This is a genomic window from Natrialbaceae archaeon AArc-T1-2 (genome assembly GCF_030273315.1).
Classification (GTDB): domain Archaea; phylum Halobacteriota; class Halobacteria; order Halobacteriales; family Natrialbaceae; genus Tc-Br11-E2g1.
The window spans coordinates 3,063,244-3,080,812 of sequence record NZ_CP127174.1 but is presented as its reverse complement, the minus strand read 5'-3'; the positions used below and the strand labels follow the sequence as shown (position 1 = coordinate 3,080,812).

The following is a 17,569-nucleotide window of genomic DNA, read 5'->3' as shown; positions in this document are numbered from 1 at the left end:
CAATCGGGACAGCCGACGAAACAGCGGGCGCGAAGAACGGGACTGCTGTCCCGTGATGAGCGCCCGGACACTGAAACACCGTGTTCGATACTGGCGGGCGAAAATCCGCCAGGATTTTCGTCCGACAGTATGAGCAGTGACGTTTCCGGAGAATCTTTGCGAGGGAAGATCTCTCCGTTGGATCTTCCGCATCTCGCTCCGTGCGCGGTTGCACTTCGCTGCGATGCGAGGGGAGGGAATCGAACCCACGAACCCCTACGGGAGCGGATCTTGAGTCCGCCGCCGTTGACCGCTTGGCTACCCTCGCACGCAGCCGTCAGTAGGAGGTAATAACGGTTAAATGGCGCGATTTTCCAGTTCCGTCGCCGATCGAACGGTGGCCTCGCCAACACGCTCCTACCTCGATACACCGGTATCGGCCTCGCGTTTCTCGCCTGCACCGTCGCCCTCGAGGTACGATTCCGAGTATCGCGTTCCGCAGTTGTGACAGACGTAGCCGCCGTCGACGTGCTCGTAGAGGCGTTCGCCACACTGCTCGCATCGGCCGTGTGGGTACTGCATTCGTCTATACAGGATCGCCAGAGACGCTAAACGCTTTGGCTTTGGCTTACCCGCGTACTCAAGTGGCGACGGAGTTACCCGTCTACCGACGCTACGGACGACTATGGACGAACACACCCGCGACCGTTCGGTCGATCCCCCGGACGGATCGCCCGCGCCCACGGGGTGGCTCGAGTCCGCCGGCCGCTGGGAACACGACACGCTCCGGCGGGCGACGGTCCACGGCGTCGCCCTCTACAACGGCGAGGCCTACCACGAGAGCCACGATTGCTTCGAGGACGAGTGGTACAACTACGGTCGTGGCACCGTCGAGAGCGCGTTTCTCCACGGGATGGTGCAAGTGGCTGCGGGAGCGTACAAACACGTCGTCTTCGAGAACGACGATGGAATGCGCTCGCTGTTTCGAACCGCACTCCAGTACCTCCGGGACGTCCCCCACGACTTCTACGGCGTCGACGTCCTCGAGGTGCGAACAACGCTTTCGAACGCCCTGGAGGAACCGACCGTCATCGACGGGTGGCAGATTCGACTCGACGGGACGCATCCGACACCTCGCGAGGCGGACTTCGAGTATGCCTCGAGGCTCGAAGGGCTGTAAGTACCAGTACGGTACCCATCGAGGGTCGAACACAACCGAATCGCATTTGTTCGTCCCGGACAAATAACGGATAATGAGAGTCGAACAGCTGGGGTCGGGAACGCCGGAGGTTGCGGTCCTCGCCGGCGTTCACGGTGACGAACCGTGTGGCGTTCGTGCCGTCGAGCGGTTGCTCGAGGCAGAGCCGTCGGTTTCCCGTCCCGTCAAACTCGTCGTCGCCAACGAGCGTGCGCTCTCGCGTGAGACGCGATACGTCGACGAGGACCTCAACCGCACGTTCCCCGGGGATCCAAACGCCGAGAGCCACGAGAAGCAACTCGCTGCCGAACTCGAGCGAGAGCTGTCGGGCGTGCTCACTTTCTCGATGCACTCGACGCGGAGTTACGGCGAACCGTTCGCGATCGTAAACAGAATCACCGAGCGGACACGGAAGCTCTGTTCGCAACTGCCCGTCGGGTCGCTCGTCGGGTGTGGCGAGTTCGACGAGGGTCGGATGTTCACACGCGTCGAGGCGATCGAAGTCGAGTGTGGTCTCCAGGGAAGCGACCGCGCCGCCGAGAACGCCTACCGGCTCGCTCGAGCGTTCCTGCGAGCCGTCGACGCGCTCCCCGGTGAGACCGACAGTCGAGAGCTACCCGCCTACCGGCTCGTCGATTGCATTCCGAAAGAGCGAGCCGACAGCTACGAGGTGTACGTCGAGAACTTCAAACGCGTCGATCCGGGTGATCCGTTCGCCGCCGCGGACGGGACGGCCCGCGTCGCCGACGAACCGTTTTACCCCGTGCTCATGTCGCCGGACGGCTATCAGGACGTCTTCGGCTACGCTGCAGAGCGGATCGACGAGGTCGCAAAGACGAACTGATCGCGGCCGAGTCCGACGGTCCGTGACGCGGGCTCGGCCACGGCCGCGGTGGCAGGTCACGATGACCGTCACCGCATGCCACGTTGTACTGCCAATCGGTCGCCGTCAGAACGCGAAACCGATCGCACGTCCAGTCGTTTCGGCGTCAGAGATACAAACAATTTTCCCCGGGGTTGGAGCGTTGATACGCCGTCGTCACCTCTACTCGAGTAATGATCGAACTCGAGCTCGCCGCGTCGATACTCGCCGATCCGTTCCCGGAAGGGATCAGCCACTACGCGATCGGTGGCCTGCTGGTCGGGCTCGGCGTCGCCGTCATCTACCTCGGAACGGGTCGCATCGCCGGCGCAAGTACGTTCCTCGAGTCGACGCTGTCGTACGGCTCGAGTCTGTCGCGGTTCCAGGAGTATCGACCGTCGCGGGACTGGCGAATCGTGTTCACGCTGGGAATCGTCGCCGGGGCCGGGGTGTACGCGCTCGCGTTCCAAGACGGGATCTGGACGACCGACGTCCAGCCCTGGCGGCTGTTTCTCGGCGGCGTCCTGATCGGAATCGGCACCCGCCTCGGGAAGGGCTGTACGTCGGGCCACGGCGTCTGCGGCGTCGGCTCCGCGTCTGTCACCTCGTTCGTCGGCGTCGCGACGTTCCTGTTGATCGCGATCGGAACGGCCCAGATCGTCCAGGCGCTGGGGGTGGTCCCATGACCACGAACGCCGAACACGAGCAACACCCGCTGTTCCTGCCGCTGATCTTCGTCGGCGGCCTGGTTTTCGGGTTCGGACTCGGGTTCAGCCACATGGCTCGTCCGGAAGTCGTCCTGAGTTTCCTGCAGTTCGTCGACTTCGGATTGCTGTTCGTGATGTTCGGTGCGGCCGTCGTCACCGGGATCACGTTCTTCAGTGCGTCACATCTGCTCGATAGCGCGCCGCTGACGGACAGATCCTACGGCAGACGGCTGAAACCACTCGACAGGAACGTCGTCGTCGGCGGGACCATCTTCGGCGTCGGCTGGGGGCTGTCGGGGATCTGTCCCGGCGCGGCCTACGCGAGTCTCGGCATCGGTAACTACCCGATCCTCTGGGGCGTCGCCGGCATGTTCGTCGGCGCGTACCTGCAGGGGTACGTGCGGTCGACCGGAGCCGGAACCGGGACTGGCACGTCCCAGACCGCCGACGATTGACCGTCAGTTTTGACGGCGTCCGGCAGTATCACTCTCGGTCGGCGATCCGGGGCGAGACCTCGTCTCGTTTTCCGTCCCGGTCGACGGTCAGCGTCTCGTCGCCGTCGAGGACGGGCAGTCGCGACCGGATCGCTCCCACGCTCTCTTCCAGCCGGTAATATGACAGCGAGAGGTACTCGCTCGCCTTTCGAGGTAGCGAGTTGTCGACCTCGTACGCGAGTTCGTCCTCGAGTGCGTCGCCGTCGTAGCTCGCGAGCCATCGGCGGGCCAGTTCGACGCCTTTCTCGGCGTCGTACCCGCGAGCGACGTAGTGTGCGTAGGGATGGCGGATCCAGGACCGTTCCCAGTGGGCGTAGACGTCGACGCCCTCGGCGTCCTCGAGGTCGTGGAGGACGACGTGGAGTTGATGTGACGAGAGCGGCGACCGTCGCCACACCCACGATCCCTCGGAGGTGTTGCCGTCTATCCGCACCTTCAGCGAGGCGATCGGGTTCCGGGAGAAGCCGACGTCCTCGAGGACTGCCTCGATCGTCTCCTCGGAACAGTGAGCCGTGAAGACGTACTCCTCGGCGGTGGTGTGACTGACAGCGTAGCCGCCGAACGTGCCATCGAGCAGATAGTGAACCTGGGGGACGAGGCTCCGGCGAACGGCGTTAACGAAATCCTCCCTGTATCCCATCGATCAGCGTCGGTACGGGGCCCGCCCGTTTGAGCGTTCGGCAGGCATACGCCTCCCGACGACGAGATATACACCCGGTCATGGTCCAGTCAACGGTCTCGTGGACTGATACTGTCGGTCATAACTACGTGAACATGATGAGCGACAGAACATCCAGACACACGCTAAACGGACGAATCAACCAGACCCACGTTCACAGATCCATGACCGACAGTATGAATGGCCGACTGAACCCGTATCGAGGCCACTCCCGGCAGCCGACTGTTGAACGAATCATGACCGGGTGTATACGAGCGGCTTCGGGATCCACTCGGAACTGATCGCGAGCAGAGTCGGCGAGTAGGGACAGACACTCACGCGCGAGGCCGGACGAGAGAGAAGTACTAAATCCGTCCGTTGATTCCGCTCAAATAGAGATGGATACCTACGACCTGATCACGCGCAACGCCGAGGAGGTCGTCCCCGAAGAGGAGGTGCGAGACCTTGCGGACGAGCCCGAGGGCAAGCGCGTCTACGTCGGCTACGAGCCATCCGGCGTACTCCACATCGGGCATCTCCTGACGGCGAACAAGCTCATCGACCTCCAGGAGGCGGGTATGGAGGTCGTCGTCTTGCTCGCAGACGTCCACGCCTACCTCAACGGCAAAGGAACGTTCGAGGAGATCCGCGAGACCGCCGAACAGATGCGGGCCCAGTTCGTCGCCTACGGCCTCGAGGAGGAACACACCGAGTTCGTCTACGGCTCTGCGTTCCAGCTCGAGGAGGAGTACACGCTCGATCTCCACGAACTCGAGCTCTCGACGACGCTCAACCGCGCCCAGCGGGCGATGGCCGAACTCCAAAGCGGCGAGACCGCGAAAGTGAGCCACGTCGTCTACCCGCTGATGCAGGCGCTCGACATCGAATACCTCGACCTCGACCTCGCCGTCGGCGGCTTAGACCAGCGCAAGGTCCACATGCTCCACCGCGAGGAGATCTCGGATCTGGGCTACGAGACTCGGCCGTGTCTGCACACGCCCATCATCGCCGACCTCACCACCGGCGCGGGAAAGATGTCCTCGAGCGAGGGCGTAACGATCTCGATGGAAGATTCGACCGAGGAGATCGAACACAAAGTCAACTCGGCGTACTGTCCACCGACGCGCGATCCCGAGCCCGACGACGACGGCACCGAGCGCGAAAACCCCGTTCTCGAGCTGTTCGAGTACCACGTCTTCCCCCGGTTCGAGTCGGTCACTGTCGAACGGCCCGACCAGTACGGCGGCGACGTTACCTACGACGACTACGAGTCGCTGGCGGCCGACCTCGAGTCCGGCGAGCTCCATCCCGCCGACGCGAAGAGCACGCTCGCGAGCTACCTCGACGAGCTGATCGCGCCCGGCCGGGAGACGCTCCGGGAGCTTCGAAACTGACGCTGGAGAAGGAATATATTGCCGGATTCGGCGACGAGGCTAGAACTGAAGCGGCGTCGCTTCCTCCCACGTCGAGAAGAACTCGTCGTGGACGTCGGCGGCGAACGCCGGATCCTTGAGGTCGATCATTCCGAACGCGTCGCCGGTGGCGAGGGGGTTAGGAACCTGGATACAGACCTCGACGTCGTCGATGATGTTGAACGATCCCCGGACGTCGTCGTTCGTCCGCACCGAGAAGTCCTCGCGGGCCTGGAGCGTTCGCCGGTACCGACGGCCGACGCTCTCGGGAAGTGCGTCGACGAGGTCCCGACTGAGCAAGACGTCGACGGTCACGCCGCGGTCGAGTGCGTCCTCGAGTTCCGCGAGGACGTCCTCGCCGACGGTCCGGACGTCGATCTGGGGTGATGGATTCGCAGCGACCATGATGACCTCGCGATCGGCTGCAGCAAGCCGTTCGAGCAGGAGGTCGTAGGTTTCCTCGGGACCAACGGCGGCCGTCCAGAACTCCTCTTCGACCGGATCGGCGACGTCGAGTTCCGCCGAGAGATCGTCGACGATCTCCTCGTACTGTCTGGCCCGCGCCTCGAGTTCGCGTTTTTTGTCCTCGAGTAGCCGATCGAGCGCGGTCGCGGGTTCGACGGCGACGTACTTCTTCGGTCGGCTCGCTGTCTGACTTCGCACGAGGTTGTGCTGTTCGATGCTGTTGAGCACGTCGTAGATCCGTCCCATCGGGACGTCACTCGCTCGCGATAGCTCTTTCGCCGTCGCAGGACCGGTGTTCAAAAGCGCCCGGTAGACCCGCGACTCGTACTCCGAGAGGCCGAGATCCCTGAGCGTTGCCATACCTGGATCAGCGACCGCGCAGTAATAAACACTGTGGTGGTTTACATAGGGCTGTTCGAACGGATTGGGCCTCGCTCACTCACTCGAGAACGCTCTGAACGCGATCGCTCAACTCTTCGGGAGTTGTCGCCGGCTCCGATCGCCGACTGCCGTGGTCGACGCGTACGCTCCCGGCCTCGAGGTCGGCTTCGGGTACCACGACCTTCTCGTGATCGGCGATCCGGACCGCCGCACGATGGAGATCGGAGCCGGCCGGATCGGCGACCCGGACGACGAGTGGCCCCTCGCACAGTCTCGTGGCGACCGATCCGTACCGCGCGACCTGGGGACCGAACCGGTCGCTCGCGCCGGCGAAGTCCTCGAGCGTCTCGCGAGCGATCGTCCGGTACCGGTTCTCGCCCGTCAAGACGGCGAGATCGACCAGCGCGTCGGCGAACTCGACGTTGCTGTCGAGCGGTCGAAGCGGCCGGTCACAGAGTCCAACGCCGGCTTCGGGGCCGTCGACGAACGAGTCGCCGTCGCGCAGCCGGTCGATCGTCGTCTCGACGACGGCCTCGGCCGTCTCGAGGACGTCGGCTCCGAGCACGCTCCGGGCCGTCGTCAGCGCGGCCAGGGCGCGCGCCTGATTCACAAGCAGCGGACGCTCGTCGCCGGGTTCACCGCAGTCGGTGTCGTGGGAGTGGAAGGCAACGCCGTCTTCGAGCAGCGCCGTCCGGAGGAACTCGAGCGCGCGTTCGGCGTACCGTCGAGCGCGCTCGTCGTCGGTGTAGCCGTAGTACGTACAGCACGCGTCGATCGCGAGCGCGTTCGCGCCGGCGTAGACGGTGTCGTCGACGGGCGGCTCCGCGCCGCTTTCGCGGTCGCTCGGCTCGAGCGTGTACGTCTCGGGGTCGGCGGGTGCCTGGCTGCCAGCGAACGCACCTGCCTCACCGTTCCACAGCGTCGTCGTCAGGTACTCGATCGTCCGATGTGCCGGCTCGCGATACTCATCACGCCCCGTATAACAGTAGGCGTGAGAAAACGCCCGCACGAGGGCGGCGTTCTCGTCGAGCAGCTTCTCGTGTTGGATGCCGGACCAGTCGGCACCGGTCGCAAACCGGTAGAAGCCGCCTTCGTACTCGTCGAGCAGGTTCGCACTCACCGCGTCGAAACACCGAAGCGCCATCTCGCGGTCGCGCTTGAGCGCGAACTCGAGGGCGTCGGGTAGCGGAAACTTCGCGCCCTCGCCCCAGCCGCCGGCGGCCTCGTCGTAGGCTGCCTCGAGCCGGGCGAGCAGCGCCGCCTCAACATCGTCGAGCGCGCCCGACGGGGGCTCTGTGTCGCGAAGCGGACGCGGAACCCGACCCGCATCGGCACCCTTCTCGGCCCACATCCGACGCACGCTCTCTATGACCTGGCGCATTCCGTCCTCGCCGAGATAGCCGGCTCCGGTCAGGACAGTGCCATCGGGCGTGAGAAACACGGTCGACGGAAAGCCGCCCATGTTGTACCGATCGCGGACGCGGGGCCGACGATCCACGTCGACCCGGATAGGGACGAACCCGTCGTTGACGTTGGCTGCGATCGTCGGCACGTTGTAGGTCGCTTCGTCCATCTCGTGGCAGTGGTCACACCACGTCGCGGTGAGCGAGAGCAAGACGGGCACGTCCCGCCGATCGGCCTCGTCGAACGCGTCCTGACCCCACTCGCGCCACTCGACCCGCGTGACGTCTTCCATGTCCGAAGCGAGGAGCGTGGCCGGCGTAAGGCCTTCGCTCGGGCCCGACCCGTCTACTCGAGCGCCGTTACCGGTCGTCGCCGTGGTCGCGTTCGGCAACGGTCTCGAGTTCTGTCATCAGGTCCTCGAGCGCTCGCTCGACCGTCGCGGCCCGGATCGAAGCCCGGTCGCCGTCGAACTCGTACCGGGAGGCGGTCGCGTACGACGTCTCCGATCCCCAGGGACCGGCGTAGGCGACACCGACGTAGACGGTGCCGACGGGGGTCTCCTCGGTACCGCCCGAGGGTCCGGCAATTCCCGTCGTCGCCAATCCCCAGGTGACGTCGGCCACGTCGCGAACGCCCCGTGCCATCTCCCTGGCGACGGGAGCAGAGACCGCACCGTCCTCGTCGAGCGCTTCCCGGCTCACACCGAGTTCCCGGCGTTTCGCGTCGTAGGCGTAGGTACAGAGCCCGCTGTCGAAGTAGTCACTCGAGCCCGGAACCGCCGTCACTGCAGCTCCGATCAGTCCGCCGGTACAGGATTCGGCGACGGCAAGCGTCGCGTCCGTCTCCCGGAGTCGCTGTCCGATGCGGTCGGCCACCGCTACCTCGAGACCGAGGTCGATATCGTCCATAGTCAAGCCGACGGGCGGGAGGATAGTCAATGGCTGGGGGACAACGAGATACAGTGTCGGAGAACACAGCGTCCACGTCCAAGCGTGACGTCGGCAGAACGAATCAGTGGGTTGGATCGGGATTATGTCTGTCGGACAACACCATCTTCGCCCACGGAAGATAACGGAGCGGTCGGTCAGCCGAAGAGGTGATCCATCAGCAGTCGCTCGAGGGGGCCACGCCTTCGACCGTCGTGTGTCTGGACCATGACGGCGGTGGTGTCGACGCTGTCGATCAGCCGGTTGCCGGGTCGTCCGAGCAGCCGGGCACCGAGTCCGGTTCGATCGATGCCGGTCACGAGGAGGTCGGCGTCGCCGACGAACCGCGTCAGGCCGTCGATTTCGTCGTCGGTTTCGATGACCGTCGAGCGCGTCGGCACGGTCAGGGTGGAGATGAGCTCCTCGTGGTAGCGTTCGACCGTTTCGCGCTGGCTGTCGGGGGCATCGGCGGGAATCGCCTGTAAGAGGTTGAGTTCGGCGCCGGTTTCTTCGGCGACGGCGTCGGCAAACAGCAGCTTCAGCGGATCGTACGGTCCCTGGTTCGCGACGACGGCGATCTCGTCGGCGCCGTCGAAGCCGTCGTCGTCGACCAGCATGACGTCACAGGGAGCGTTCTCGAGCAGCCAGTCGGTGTCGCTGCCGAACAGCCGCTTGTGGAACTCGGCCTGGTCGCGTTCGGCGATCACCAGATCGTAGTCGCCGTAGGTCGCGAAGTCGACGATCGCGCGGTTGTGGTCCTCGCTGTCGACCTCGCGGTACTCGATTCGCGATCCCGTCGTCGCCTCCGGTTCGGCGTCGGCGACGGTAACACCACCGGAGGCACGAACCGGACGTTCGACGGGCTGGTCGTCGGGGAACCACGTCGGTGTGTCGGTGGCGCCGTTTGGGAACCAGTCGGGAACGTCGTCGGTACAGACGTCGGCGTGATCGCCGGCGAACACCCGACAGGGGACGTCGACGAACTCGACGACGGAGACGGTCGTCGATCGTAGCCGCCCCATGTCGGTCGCCATCCGGAGCATGTCTCGTTTCGCCTCGGGTGAGGTCGTCTCGGTGATCGCAACCAGCACGTCGTACTCCTGGTCGGACTCGAAGAGCTCGCGGGTACGGTCGGTGGCACGTTCGCTGACGTTCTCGCGGACGCCGGCGCGGGCCGCTCCTTCGCGGTCGATCCGCTTGCGGGCGTAGACGTAGTACCACGCCATCGCACCGGCGGTGATGACGATCGCGCCGACGAACGGAATCGTCCCCATCGTCGTCAACACGACGAGTCCGCCGACGATGCCGGCCACTTGGACCCAGGGATACAGCGGGGAGACATAGTCGGGATCGTACCCCTCGACGGCTCCCTCCCGGAAGCCGACGACCGCGAGATTGACCAGGATGAACACGAGCACCTGGAACGCGGAGGCCAGTTTCGCGATCTGGAGGATCGGCACGAACGCGATCAGTACCATGATGACGGCACCCGTGAGGAGGATCGCCCTCATCGGCGTGTTAAACCGGGGATGAAGCTCCTCGAGTGAGGTGGGAACGAGGTTGTCACGCGCCATCGCGAACGGATACCGCGAGGCCGAGAGCACGCCGGCGTTGGCGGTGCTGACAAGCGCCAGCAAGGCAGCGACGACGACTGCGACGACGCCGATCGTACCGAGGGTCTGCTCGGCAGCGACGGCGACAGGCGCGTCGGTGGCAGTGAGGACGTCGCCGGGCGTGACGCCGATGAGCACCACGACCAGCAACACGTACAGCAGGGTCGTGAACCCGAGCGAGACCAGCATCCCGAGTGGGATGTTCCGGGAGGGATTTTCGATCTCTTCGGCGACGCTCGCGATCTTGGTGACACCGGCGTACGAGACGAAGACCGCACCCGTCGCCGCGAGTAAACCGGTCGATCCCGGATCGAGCGACCCGCTCAAGCGCTCACTCTCGATGGCGAGGCCGCTGCCGGCGACGAACCAGACCATCGCGACGAGCATGATCGCGACGATGCCGACCTGGAACCGCCCAGTGACGTCGGATCCGATGAGGTTGAGCAGGATCAGAAGCGCTGCGATACCCAGCGCGAGTCCCGTAACGACTCCTGAAGAGAGGCTGCGATCCAGCATGTACAGGAGATAGGGAACGCCGCCGACGAGTGCGAGCGCACCCTTGAACGACAGCGAGAACCACGTCCCGATGCCGGCGACGGTGCCAAGCAACGGCCCCATCCCGCGTTCGATGTAGACGTAGCTGCCGCCGTCTTCCGGCATCGCCGTCGCCATCTCGGACTTCGACAGCGCTGCGGGGATGACTAACAGCCCAGCCAGGATGTACGCCAGCACGACCGTCGAGCCGGCGATCTCGTAGGCCAGTGCCGGGAGAATGAAGATTCCCGATCCGACCATCGCGCCGATGCTAATCGCGACGACTTCGGGCAATCCGAGATCGCGGTTGAGTCCCGACGCCATGGCTAGAGGACTCTCTCTCGTATCGTAACCCCGAATTCGGGGATATCACGCCCGCCGGACGACGTTCCGTTCCAGGATCGGTATGTACGTAGCTCCATCAGTCACTCTCGAGTGTAGTTCGACCGGGTTCTGCAACTGCCTACGGGACCCTCGACGACGTAATCGAGCGACTCGAGGGAAACGCCTGATGCGAGGGATTACCCCGGGCAGGCTCCAGTTCCGGTCTCGTGACGGTCGCTTGCGACGAGACCTAGTGTGTACATCTCATACACACCCATTCGAGCACACATAGCACCCAACTGATTATAATGGTTTTGGATGACAGGAATAATACCGCCATTCGACGCCAGTAGCGGCCGATGACTGAACTGAATCGATGAAATTCTCATTCAAATAGACGTATTCGGATTATGGTACGGAACAGAAGTGTATAGGCGTAGAAATATTGGCGGAGAAGTGTGACAATTCAAGCAAGTGGCCACCTCTGCACGAGGCGTCGGCCCGCTCGACCTACGGTGTCATACTGAACGTAGACAGCGCGTACATCGATCCGTATCCGAGCCCGAACGCGAGAAGAAACGACGCGATCCAGGCGACGACCGTAACTCCGAGTTTTCGGGGGCTGACGCCAGCGCTCCCACCGACGGCGAGCCCACTACCGATGATCGCACTGACGACGATCTCGTTGAACGAGACGGGAACGCCGAGCAAGACCGCGGTCTGTGCGATCAGAAACGAGGGCACGAGCGTCGCGATCGACCGACGCGGTCCCAGCGAGGCGTACTCCTGGGAGACCGCCTTAATCATCCGTGGCGCACCGGTCCACGAGCCGACGAGAATCCCGAAACCGCCACCGAGTAAGACTGCGATAGGCGATACCAATGAGACCTCCTCGAGTAACGGCAACAGCGGTCCGACGGCCAGTCCGACCTGGCTCGCACCCGCAGAGAACGCCACGAGCCCGCCGAGAACGAGCAGGAACCGCTGCAGCCCGCCGAGTTTGTCGCGAGCGATATCCCAGCGAACGACGAGTGCGGCACCGACGCCGATGGCAACCGAGACGACGACCACGGCGGCGGTACCCGCAAGCGGTACCGCAGTGCTTCCAGCGATGGCGATGGTCCCGCCGACCGGCTCGAGAAATACGAACTCGAGATTCGCGACGACGGCACCGACGAGGCCGGCGAGCAACGCGACGCTTATGTGTTCGGGAACGTCGGGCCGCGGAAGCACGCGTGCGATGCCGAACGCGAGGCCGGCACCGACAAACGGCGTGAGAAGCCACATGCCGCCGATTTCGGCGTACTTCGCCCACGCCGGTTCGCCTCCGAGCGCGAAGCCGACGCCGATTACCGCGCCGGTGACGGTAAACGCGATCGCGATCGGATAGCCGGTGTAGATCCCGATCACCATCATTCCCGCACCGATCAACAGCGCGACGATGACGCCGCTTGGCGGGAGAACGACGCCGGTGACGAGTTCGCGGCCGACGGCTTCGGAGACGCTCGCTCCCTGGGTGACCGCACCGGCAAAGCCGAGGATTCCGACGACGAACGCCGCCTTCATCGTCGTAATCGCGTTCGCGCCGACGGCCGGAGCGAACGGCGTCGCACCGCTCGAGCCGGCACCGATCACCCAGGCCATGAACAGACTCGCGAGCGCGGCGACGGAAAAAAGCAGTATCGTCGTAAGGTCCATCAGTGTCTTGCTACGTCGTTGGACCGATCAGTGTATCAACATTCGGGTTGGACGCAGTAGTGTCGCAAAACGTCGACGTCGATCGATCGCTCGAAAAATTGCTACCCGACGATCGGCGACGGCACGGCACCGCTTCGGCGTCGATCAGTCACCGGCGAGCGATTCCTGGCTGGCGGCGCAGTTGTTCGGGCCGAGCTCGAGTTCGAACGCTTCGTCGTCGTCTGCCTCCTGCTGGCCGAGGTTGGTGGGGATGATGTCCTCGTAGTTGGCCGGCCGCGGGGGCATGTCCGAGAGGATGAGTTCGACGAACTCGTCTTCGTCCATCGAGAGGGCGTCCATCTCCGCTTTCAGCTGGCCAATCGGGGCGGTGTAGGTGCCGTCGTCGGCGGGCTCGGCGGCGTCGCTGAAGTGAGCACCGCCGATGAGGGTGTCATCGGGCAGGACAAGGACCCGTTCCTGCAGCGTCTCATAGAGCTGGGCAGCGGCCTCGGGCGCGCCCTCGTCACCCTCTTCGAGGTCGGGACGGGCGACGCTCTCGACGAAGAGGCCGTCACCGGTCGAAAGCAGCGAGTCGTCGATCAGGTAAGAGGTCATCCCGGAGGTGTGACCGGGCGTGTAGACCGTCTCGATAGTGGCGTCGCCGACTGCGAACTCGTCGCCGTCTGCGGCCAGGGTCATCTCGTCGGCGTAGGTGACGCCACGGTCGACGGAGGCCTCTGGAATGACGCCCTCGACACCGACGGCGTCGAGCGCACGAACGCCCGAGATGTGGTCGGCGTGGATGTGCGTGTCGATCGCGTATTTCAGCTCGACGCCGAGTTCGTCAGCGTCCTCGAGGTAGCGATCCGTAAAGGCCCGCAGCGGATCGATGACGGCGGCTTCGTCGCCGTCGACGACGAGGTAGCCGAGACAGCCACTCGAGGGACGCTGGTACTGATAGAGCGTCCCGGCACCGTCGTAGCGCGAGACTTCGACGCGCTCGTAGATGCGCGCCCAGCCGTTCATCCCTTCCTCGAGGTGATTGACGTCGTAGCCGCGCTCTTTGAGCGTCCCCGCGACGTACTCGCTCGAGCCGCCTTTCGCACAGAGCACCGTCACCTCACGGTCGTCGGGGATCTGTGCGAGGATGTCGTCGTCGACCTCGTCCTCGAGGAACTCGAAGTAGGGGACGTTGATCGACTCGACGGTCTCGCCGTCGATGTGCCACTGCTCGTACTCCGATTCCATTCGGACGTCGAGGAGTGTCACCTCTTCGCCGGCGTCGATTCGCGATTTGAGTCCGTCCGGCGTGATCGACTCGACGGAGACGTCCGGAGTCGGGAAGTCCATGTCATCCATGATTGCATCCGATAGTATAGCCTCCACCCACATAAGGGTTTGCATAGAAATCCATACATCATACAATATAGTATCGGTGTCAGACGACTTCAGGTCGACTACAGAGTCGGGGTAGAGCACACACTAGCCTATAGAGCCATCTTCGTGATGTTCTGGGCGTGTGAGAGAGCCACTACACCACTAGCCCTACTATAATAGTATTGTCCAAACACTTCAATATTGGGTGTCGTGGGGTCGGGGCGGATCCACACTCGAGATCACGGCCGGCCGAAGGCGTCGTCGCCTCTGCATCGGGAGCGTTTATGTCGGTTCACACGCAAGCTGAACGCATGTTCGATACGGTCGTCGTTGCGACGGACGGATCAGAGAGCGTCAGTCGGGCCGTCGACGTCGCACTCGACCTCGCAAACCGGTTCGACGCCGACGTCCACGCGCTGTCGGTGATCGACGCTGGCGAGGTCGATGCCTCGCCACAGCAGCTTCGTGACGAACTCGAGGCCGCACTCGAATCCCAGGCCGAGGCCGCTCTCGCGGCCATCCACGAACGAAACGCCGACGGATTGACGACCGCGGTCCGGCGGGGACATCCATCACCGGAAATTTGTTCGTACGCGCGCGAGGCCGACGCCGACCTGATCGTCACCGGCACGCGCGGTCGACACGGCGAGAATCGGTTCCTGCTCGGTAGCGTCGCCGAAGCGGTCGTCGCCTCTTCGCCAGTTCCCGTCCTGACGGTTCGCCAACTCGAGACTGGCAACGAGACAGCGGTCGACGCCTGATACCGGCGGTTTCTTGGCGCTCGGTCGCAGACGGACGTACATGTACGACGAGCTCATCGCGGACGACGACCTCCCGATCGCCCGCAAGTCCGTCCTCCCGGGCACCGGCTTCTTTCTTCCCGACGACCTCGAGGACGACTTAGAGGACGAACAGGCCGTCGCCGCACTCGAGGGTGCGGAGGCTGCCGTCGTCGCCGACACGGACGCCGACGGCCTCGCCTGCGTCGCCCTGTTGCGGGAGGCCTACGACGACGTCCGGTCGGTTCCCGAACCCGAAGACGACGACGAGCCCGGACCCGACGAGCCGACAGAGCAACTCGAGCCCGAGCCGACGCCCCACCGGGTTGCACTGCTTCCAGCAAGTCCCCACGACCTCGAGGACCAGCTCGCTCGCGTCGGCGAGTACGCCGACGAGGGAATCGACCTCTACGTCTGTGACCTCTGTCCGGACCGCTACGAGTACGTCGCCGACGAACTCGAGGCCGCACTCGCGGTCGCCGATCACGCGGCGTGGTACGACCATCACCAGTGGGACGACGACGTCGCCGACGCGGTCCGGGAGGCGGGCGTCGAACTCGTCGTCGGCGACAGCGACAGCGAGTGTAGCGCAGACGTCGTCTACCGCTCGCTCGAGTACGAGTTCGGCCCGATGTACGAGGAACTGGCCGCGGTCACCCGGGACCACGACCTCTGGCTGCGCGAGGACCCTCGCAGCGACGACCTCGCGGATTACGCCTACTGGACCGACCCGGCCGAGTACACCGAGGTCGTCCGCGAGTACGGCGTTTCCGTGCCCGAGTGGGTCGAGGAGTACATCGCCGAACGACGCGTCGAGAAGGAGGCGCTGATCGAGCGCGCCGTCTCGCGGGCGGAACTTCGCGAGATCGGCGGCTACACCGTCGGCATCACGTACGGTCGCTGCTCGCAGAACGAGGTCGCCGAAGCGATGCGCGAACAGGGTGCGGACGCCTCGGTGATCGTCAAACCCGCCGGCTCGGCGTCGATTCGTGGCACCGACGCGTTCGAGCGTTGTCACGAGGTCGCCGGGCTGGTCGGCGGTGGCGGTCACCCGAAGGCGGCCGGCTGCAAGCCCGACGTGTACGACGACATGCTCGACTACGCCCACCACTGGACGAGCCGAGGAGCCGTGACGAAACAGGTCATTCTGGACGCCTTCGAGGAGGTCGTCGGCGACGAGGAAGCCGAAAACGAGTCTCAGTCCTGAGACAGTACGTACCGCATCACGAGCTGGAGGATGTGGACGAAGACGCCGGCCACGGCGATGTAGACGCCGATCGTCTGCAGGGCAGTCGAGACGTCCCGTCGGTCCCTGACCTGCCAGATCTCGTAGCCGAGCCGGAGTGTAAAGCCGAGAAAGATCAGGACGAAACCGAGGAGCAACAGGACCGGCAGGACGAACGAGCCGACGGCGATGACGGCGACGCCACCGAGGAACGCAAAATTAGCGAACCGTCCCCAGTGTTCGAAGGTCGTCGATCGCGCGTAGACGTAACCCGTGACGACGGCCGTCATGAGCGCGGTGAGGACCGCGGTAATCCCGAGGATCTCGAGGTGTGACTCGGGGGGTGCAACCGAGAGGACGCCAGCGCCGAAGACGCCGAAGGCGAGTTGCAAGAGGACCATTCCGACGAACGCCGTTCCGACGTCGTTGTTCTTGACGCCGCGTTCGGCGATCAGCTCGCCGACGAAAATCGCCACCCCGTAGACGAGCACGCCGAGTATCGGCGCGATCCCGAACAGGTAGTCGTTGACGACCGCGAGCGGGGTCGCCACGAAGACGTACATCAACGCGACGTTGATCACCATCAACGCGCTCGCACCACCCATCACCCGGCCTTCGCGGCCGGTAAGCGCGAACCGCTCCGTCTCGTGGGACGTATCGAACGAACTCATCGTGCGTGCGTATTCCGGATGCGCTAAAAAGGATACCCCTTCGGTTACCGCCGAACGTGGGTGTGGGCCCACGAACGGATATGTACGGAGACACGCAGTTTCGACCGACGATATCACTCGCCGTCGACGTCGCCTGCGTTCCACCGATCCGAGTACGCCGTTCCACACTCACACCGGGCGTAGGCGTGGACGACGTCGCCCTCGGCGTAGATGCCGCCGATCTCCTCGTTCTGTGCTTCGGTGAACGCGAAGACGAACTGTACGTCGTGGTCGCCGCCGTCGGCGTCGGGGCAAGTTCCGCCGGCGAGGTCGTCGGCAACCGTACCCTCTCGGTCCATCGCCGTCCCCGCGAACTCCATCGCGTCCAGTCCCGTCGCCGCCTCGAACGCGTTTCGGCCGCGGTCGCCCTCGACGACGATCACCACGCCGCCGTCGACGCGTTCGCCGAAACGCTCGAGGCGCTCGTCGTCGACGAACGACTCGGCGAGAAAGAGTGCGACGTCGTCGTGTCGTTCGCCCGCGAGAAATGCCGACCGTGAATCGCTCATACCGGCTGGTTACCGTTCGAGTGGGAAAAAGGACGCGAAGGACACGGCGTTTAGGTTCACGGACTGATAGTTCGTCCGGAACGCTACGGCTACCACGCTCGAGTATACGGGTCATAACCGCTGGTACACGCCAGTTATCGAGGTCGGCCCGAGCGCGCTGTCGATTCGGTATCGGCACGGACAGACTACCCGGTCGATCAGGGGTCACCGAGCACAGCAGTGAGTCGCGATCGCGACGCGTGCGTACGGAAACGGGAGGCTTACAAAGTGACCGCGACGCGACGCGCTCGCTATGAGACGACGAGCGACCGGCACCACGATCGTACTGGCCGTAT

General features: G+C 64.3%; 17 protein-coding genes and 1 tRNA gene. 7 read left to right on the top strand and 11 right to left on the bottom strand.

Annotation, left to right across the window (positions count from 1 at the left end):
• Positions 1 to 224: 224 nt before the first annotated feature.
• Together QQ977_RS15920 and QQ977_RS15915 are read right to left on the bottom strand one after the other, a co-directional pair.
• Positions 225 to 307, bottom strand: a tRNA-Leu gene (locus QQ977_RS15920).
• Between the two features lie 89 nt (positions 308 to 396).
• The gene (locus tag QQ977_RS15915) at positions 397 to 561 is read right to left on the bottom strand and encodes a hypothetical protein (RefSeq protein ID WP_285928761.1); all 165 of its coding nucleotides are present in this window, start codon (positions 559 to 561) and stop codon (positions 397 to 399) included.
• A gap of 103 nt (positions 562 to 664) precedes the next feature.
• Between QQ977_RS15915 and QQ977_RS15910 the strand changes: the two genes are divergently transcribed.
• The 4 genes from QQ977_RS15910 (at position 665) to QQ977_RS15895 (ending at position 3,201) form a co-directional block, all read left to right on the top strand.
• Entirely contained in the window at positions 665 to 1,159 is a 495-nt protein-coding gene (locus QQ977_RS15910) for a DUF309 domain-containing protein (RefSeq protein WP_285926770.1), read from the top strand.
• A 73-nt stretch (positions 1,160 to 1,232) separates the two neighbouring features.
• Positions 1,233 to 2,021 (top strand): succinylglutamate desuccinylase/aspartoacylase domain-containing protein, encoded by a 789-nt coding sequence (locus QQ977_RS15905; protein WP_285926769.1) that lies wholly within the window; start codon positions 1,233 to 1,235, stop codon positions 2,019 to 2,021.
• 212 nt (positions 2,022 to 2,233) lie between these two features.
• On the top strand, positions 2,234 to 2,725 hold the full coding sequence (locus QQ977_RS15900; RefSeq protein WP_285926768.1) for a YeeE/YedE family protein: 492 nt from the start codon (positions 2,234 to 2,236) through the stop codon (positions 2,723 to 2,725).
• Positions 2,722 to 3,201 (top strand): YeeE/YedE family protein, encoded by a 480-nt coding sequence (locus QQ977_RS15895; RefSeq protein WP_285926767.1) that lies wholly within the window; start codon positions 2,722 to 2,724, stop codon positions 3,199 to 3,201. Before QQ977_RS15900 ends, QQ977_RS15895 begins: the two co-directional genes overlap by 4 nt.
• 28 nt (positions 3,202 to 3,229) lie before the next feature.
• Here the strand turns inward: QQ977_RS15895 and QQ977_RS15890 are convergent, their stop codons facing one another.
• A complete protein-coding gene (locus QQ977_RS15890; protein ID WP_285926766.1) occupies positions 3,230 to 3,880 on the bottom strand; it encodes a hypothetical protein in 651 nt (216 codons plus the stop codon).
• Between the two features lie 416 nt (positions 3,881 to 4,296).
• Here QQ977_RS15890 and QQ977_RS15885 point away from each other — a divergent pair, with 416 nt between their 5' ends.
• Positions 4,297 to 5,292, top strand: coding sequence for a tyrosine--tRNA ligase (locus tag QQ977_RS15885; RefSeq protein WP_285926765.1), 996 nt, complete (start codon positions 4,297 to 4,299; stop codon positions 5,290 to 5,292).
• 39 nt (positions 5,293 to 5,331) lie between these two features.
• Here the strand turns inward: QQ977_RS15885 and QQ977_RS15880 are convergent, their stop codons facing one another.
• From QQ977_RS15880 to QQ977_RS15855, 6 genes are all read right to left on the bottom strand, one after another.
• Positions 5,332 to 6,135: a TrmB family transcriptional regulator gene (locus tag QQ977_RS15880; protein ID WP_285926764.1), complete on the bottom strand. Its 804-nt coding sequence runs from the start codon at positions 6,133 to 6,135 to the stop codon at positions 5,332 to 5,334.
• A 79-nt stretch (positions 6,136 to 6,214) separates the two neighbouring features.
• Positions 6,215 to 7,852 carry a DUF255 domain-containing protein gene (locus tag QQ977_RS15875; RefSeq protein ID WP_285926763.1) on the bottom strand — a complete coding sequence of 546 codons (1,638 nt, stop codon included), beginning with the start codon at positions 7,850 to 7,852 and terminating at the stop codon, positions 6,215 to 6,217.
• Positions 7,853 to 7,919: 67 nt separating this feature from the next.
• A complete protein-coding gene (locus tag QQ977_RS15870) occupies positions 7,920 to 8,468 on the bottom strand; it encodes a CinA family protein (protein WP_285926761.1) in 549 nt (182 codons plus the stop codon).
• A 176-nt stretch (positions 8,469 to 8,644) separates the two neighbouring features.
• On the bottom strand, positions 8,645 to 10,957 hold the full coding sequence (locus tag QQ977_RS15865) for an amino acid permease (protein WP_285926759.1): 2,313 nt from the start codon (positions 10,955 to 10,957) through the stop codon (positions 8,645 to 8,647).
• A 510-nt stretch (positions 10,958 to 11,467) separates the two neighbouring features.
• Complete coding sequence (locus tag QQ977_RS15860; RefSeq protein ID WP_285926758.1) at positions 11,468 to 12,655, bottom strand: inorganic phosphate transporter; 1,188 nt, start codon at positions 12,653 to 12,655, stop codon at positions 11,468 to 11,470.
• Between the two features lie 144 nt (positions 12,656 to 12,799).
• On the bottom strand, positions 12,800 to 13,993 hold the full coding sequence (locus tag QQ977_RS15855; RefSeq protein WP_285926756.1) for an MBL fold metallo-hydrolase: 1,194 nt from the start codon (positions 13,991 to 13,993) through the stop codon (positions 12,800 to 12,802).
• A 329-nt stretch (positions 13,994 to 14,322) separates the two neighbouring features.
• Here QQ977_RS15855 and QQ977_RS15850 point away from each other — a divergent pair, with 329 nt between their 5' ends.
• Positions 14,323 to 14,772 carry a universal stress protein gene (locus QQ977_RS15850; protein WP_285926755.1) on the top strand — a complete coding sequence of 150 codons (450 nt, stop codon included), beginning with the start codon at positions 14,323 to 14,325 and terminating at the stop codon, positions 14,770 to 14,772.
• A gap of 40 nt (positions 14,773 to 14,812) precedes the next feature.
• Complete coding sequence (locus QQ977_RS15845) at positions 14,813 to 15,997, top strand: DHH family phosphoesterase (protein ID WP_285926754.1); 1,185 nt, start codon at positions 14,813 to 14,815, stop codon at positions 15,995 to 15,997.
• Here the strand turns inward: QQ977_RS15845 and QQ977_RS15840 are convergent.
• Complete coding sequence (locus QQ977_RS15840; protein WP_285926752.1) at positions 15,988 to 16,686, bottom strand: hypothetical protein; 699 nt, start codon at positions 16,684 to 16,686, stop codon at positions 15,988 to 15,990. The two genes, QQ977_RS15845 and QQ977_RS15840, sit on opposite strands and share 10 nt — an antisense overlap.
• Positions 16,687 to 16,799: 113 nt before the next feature.
• Complete coding sequence (locus QQ977_RS15835; RefSeq protein WP_285926751.1) at positions 16,800 to 17,234, bottom strand: DUF5807 family protein; 435 nt, start codon at positions 17,232 to 17,234, stop codon at positions 16,800 to 16,802.
• Positions 17,235 to 17,569: the final 335 nt, after the last annotated feature.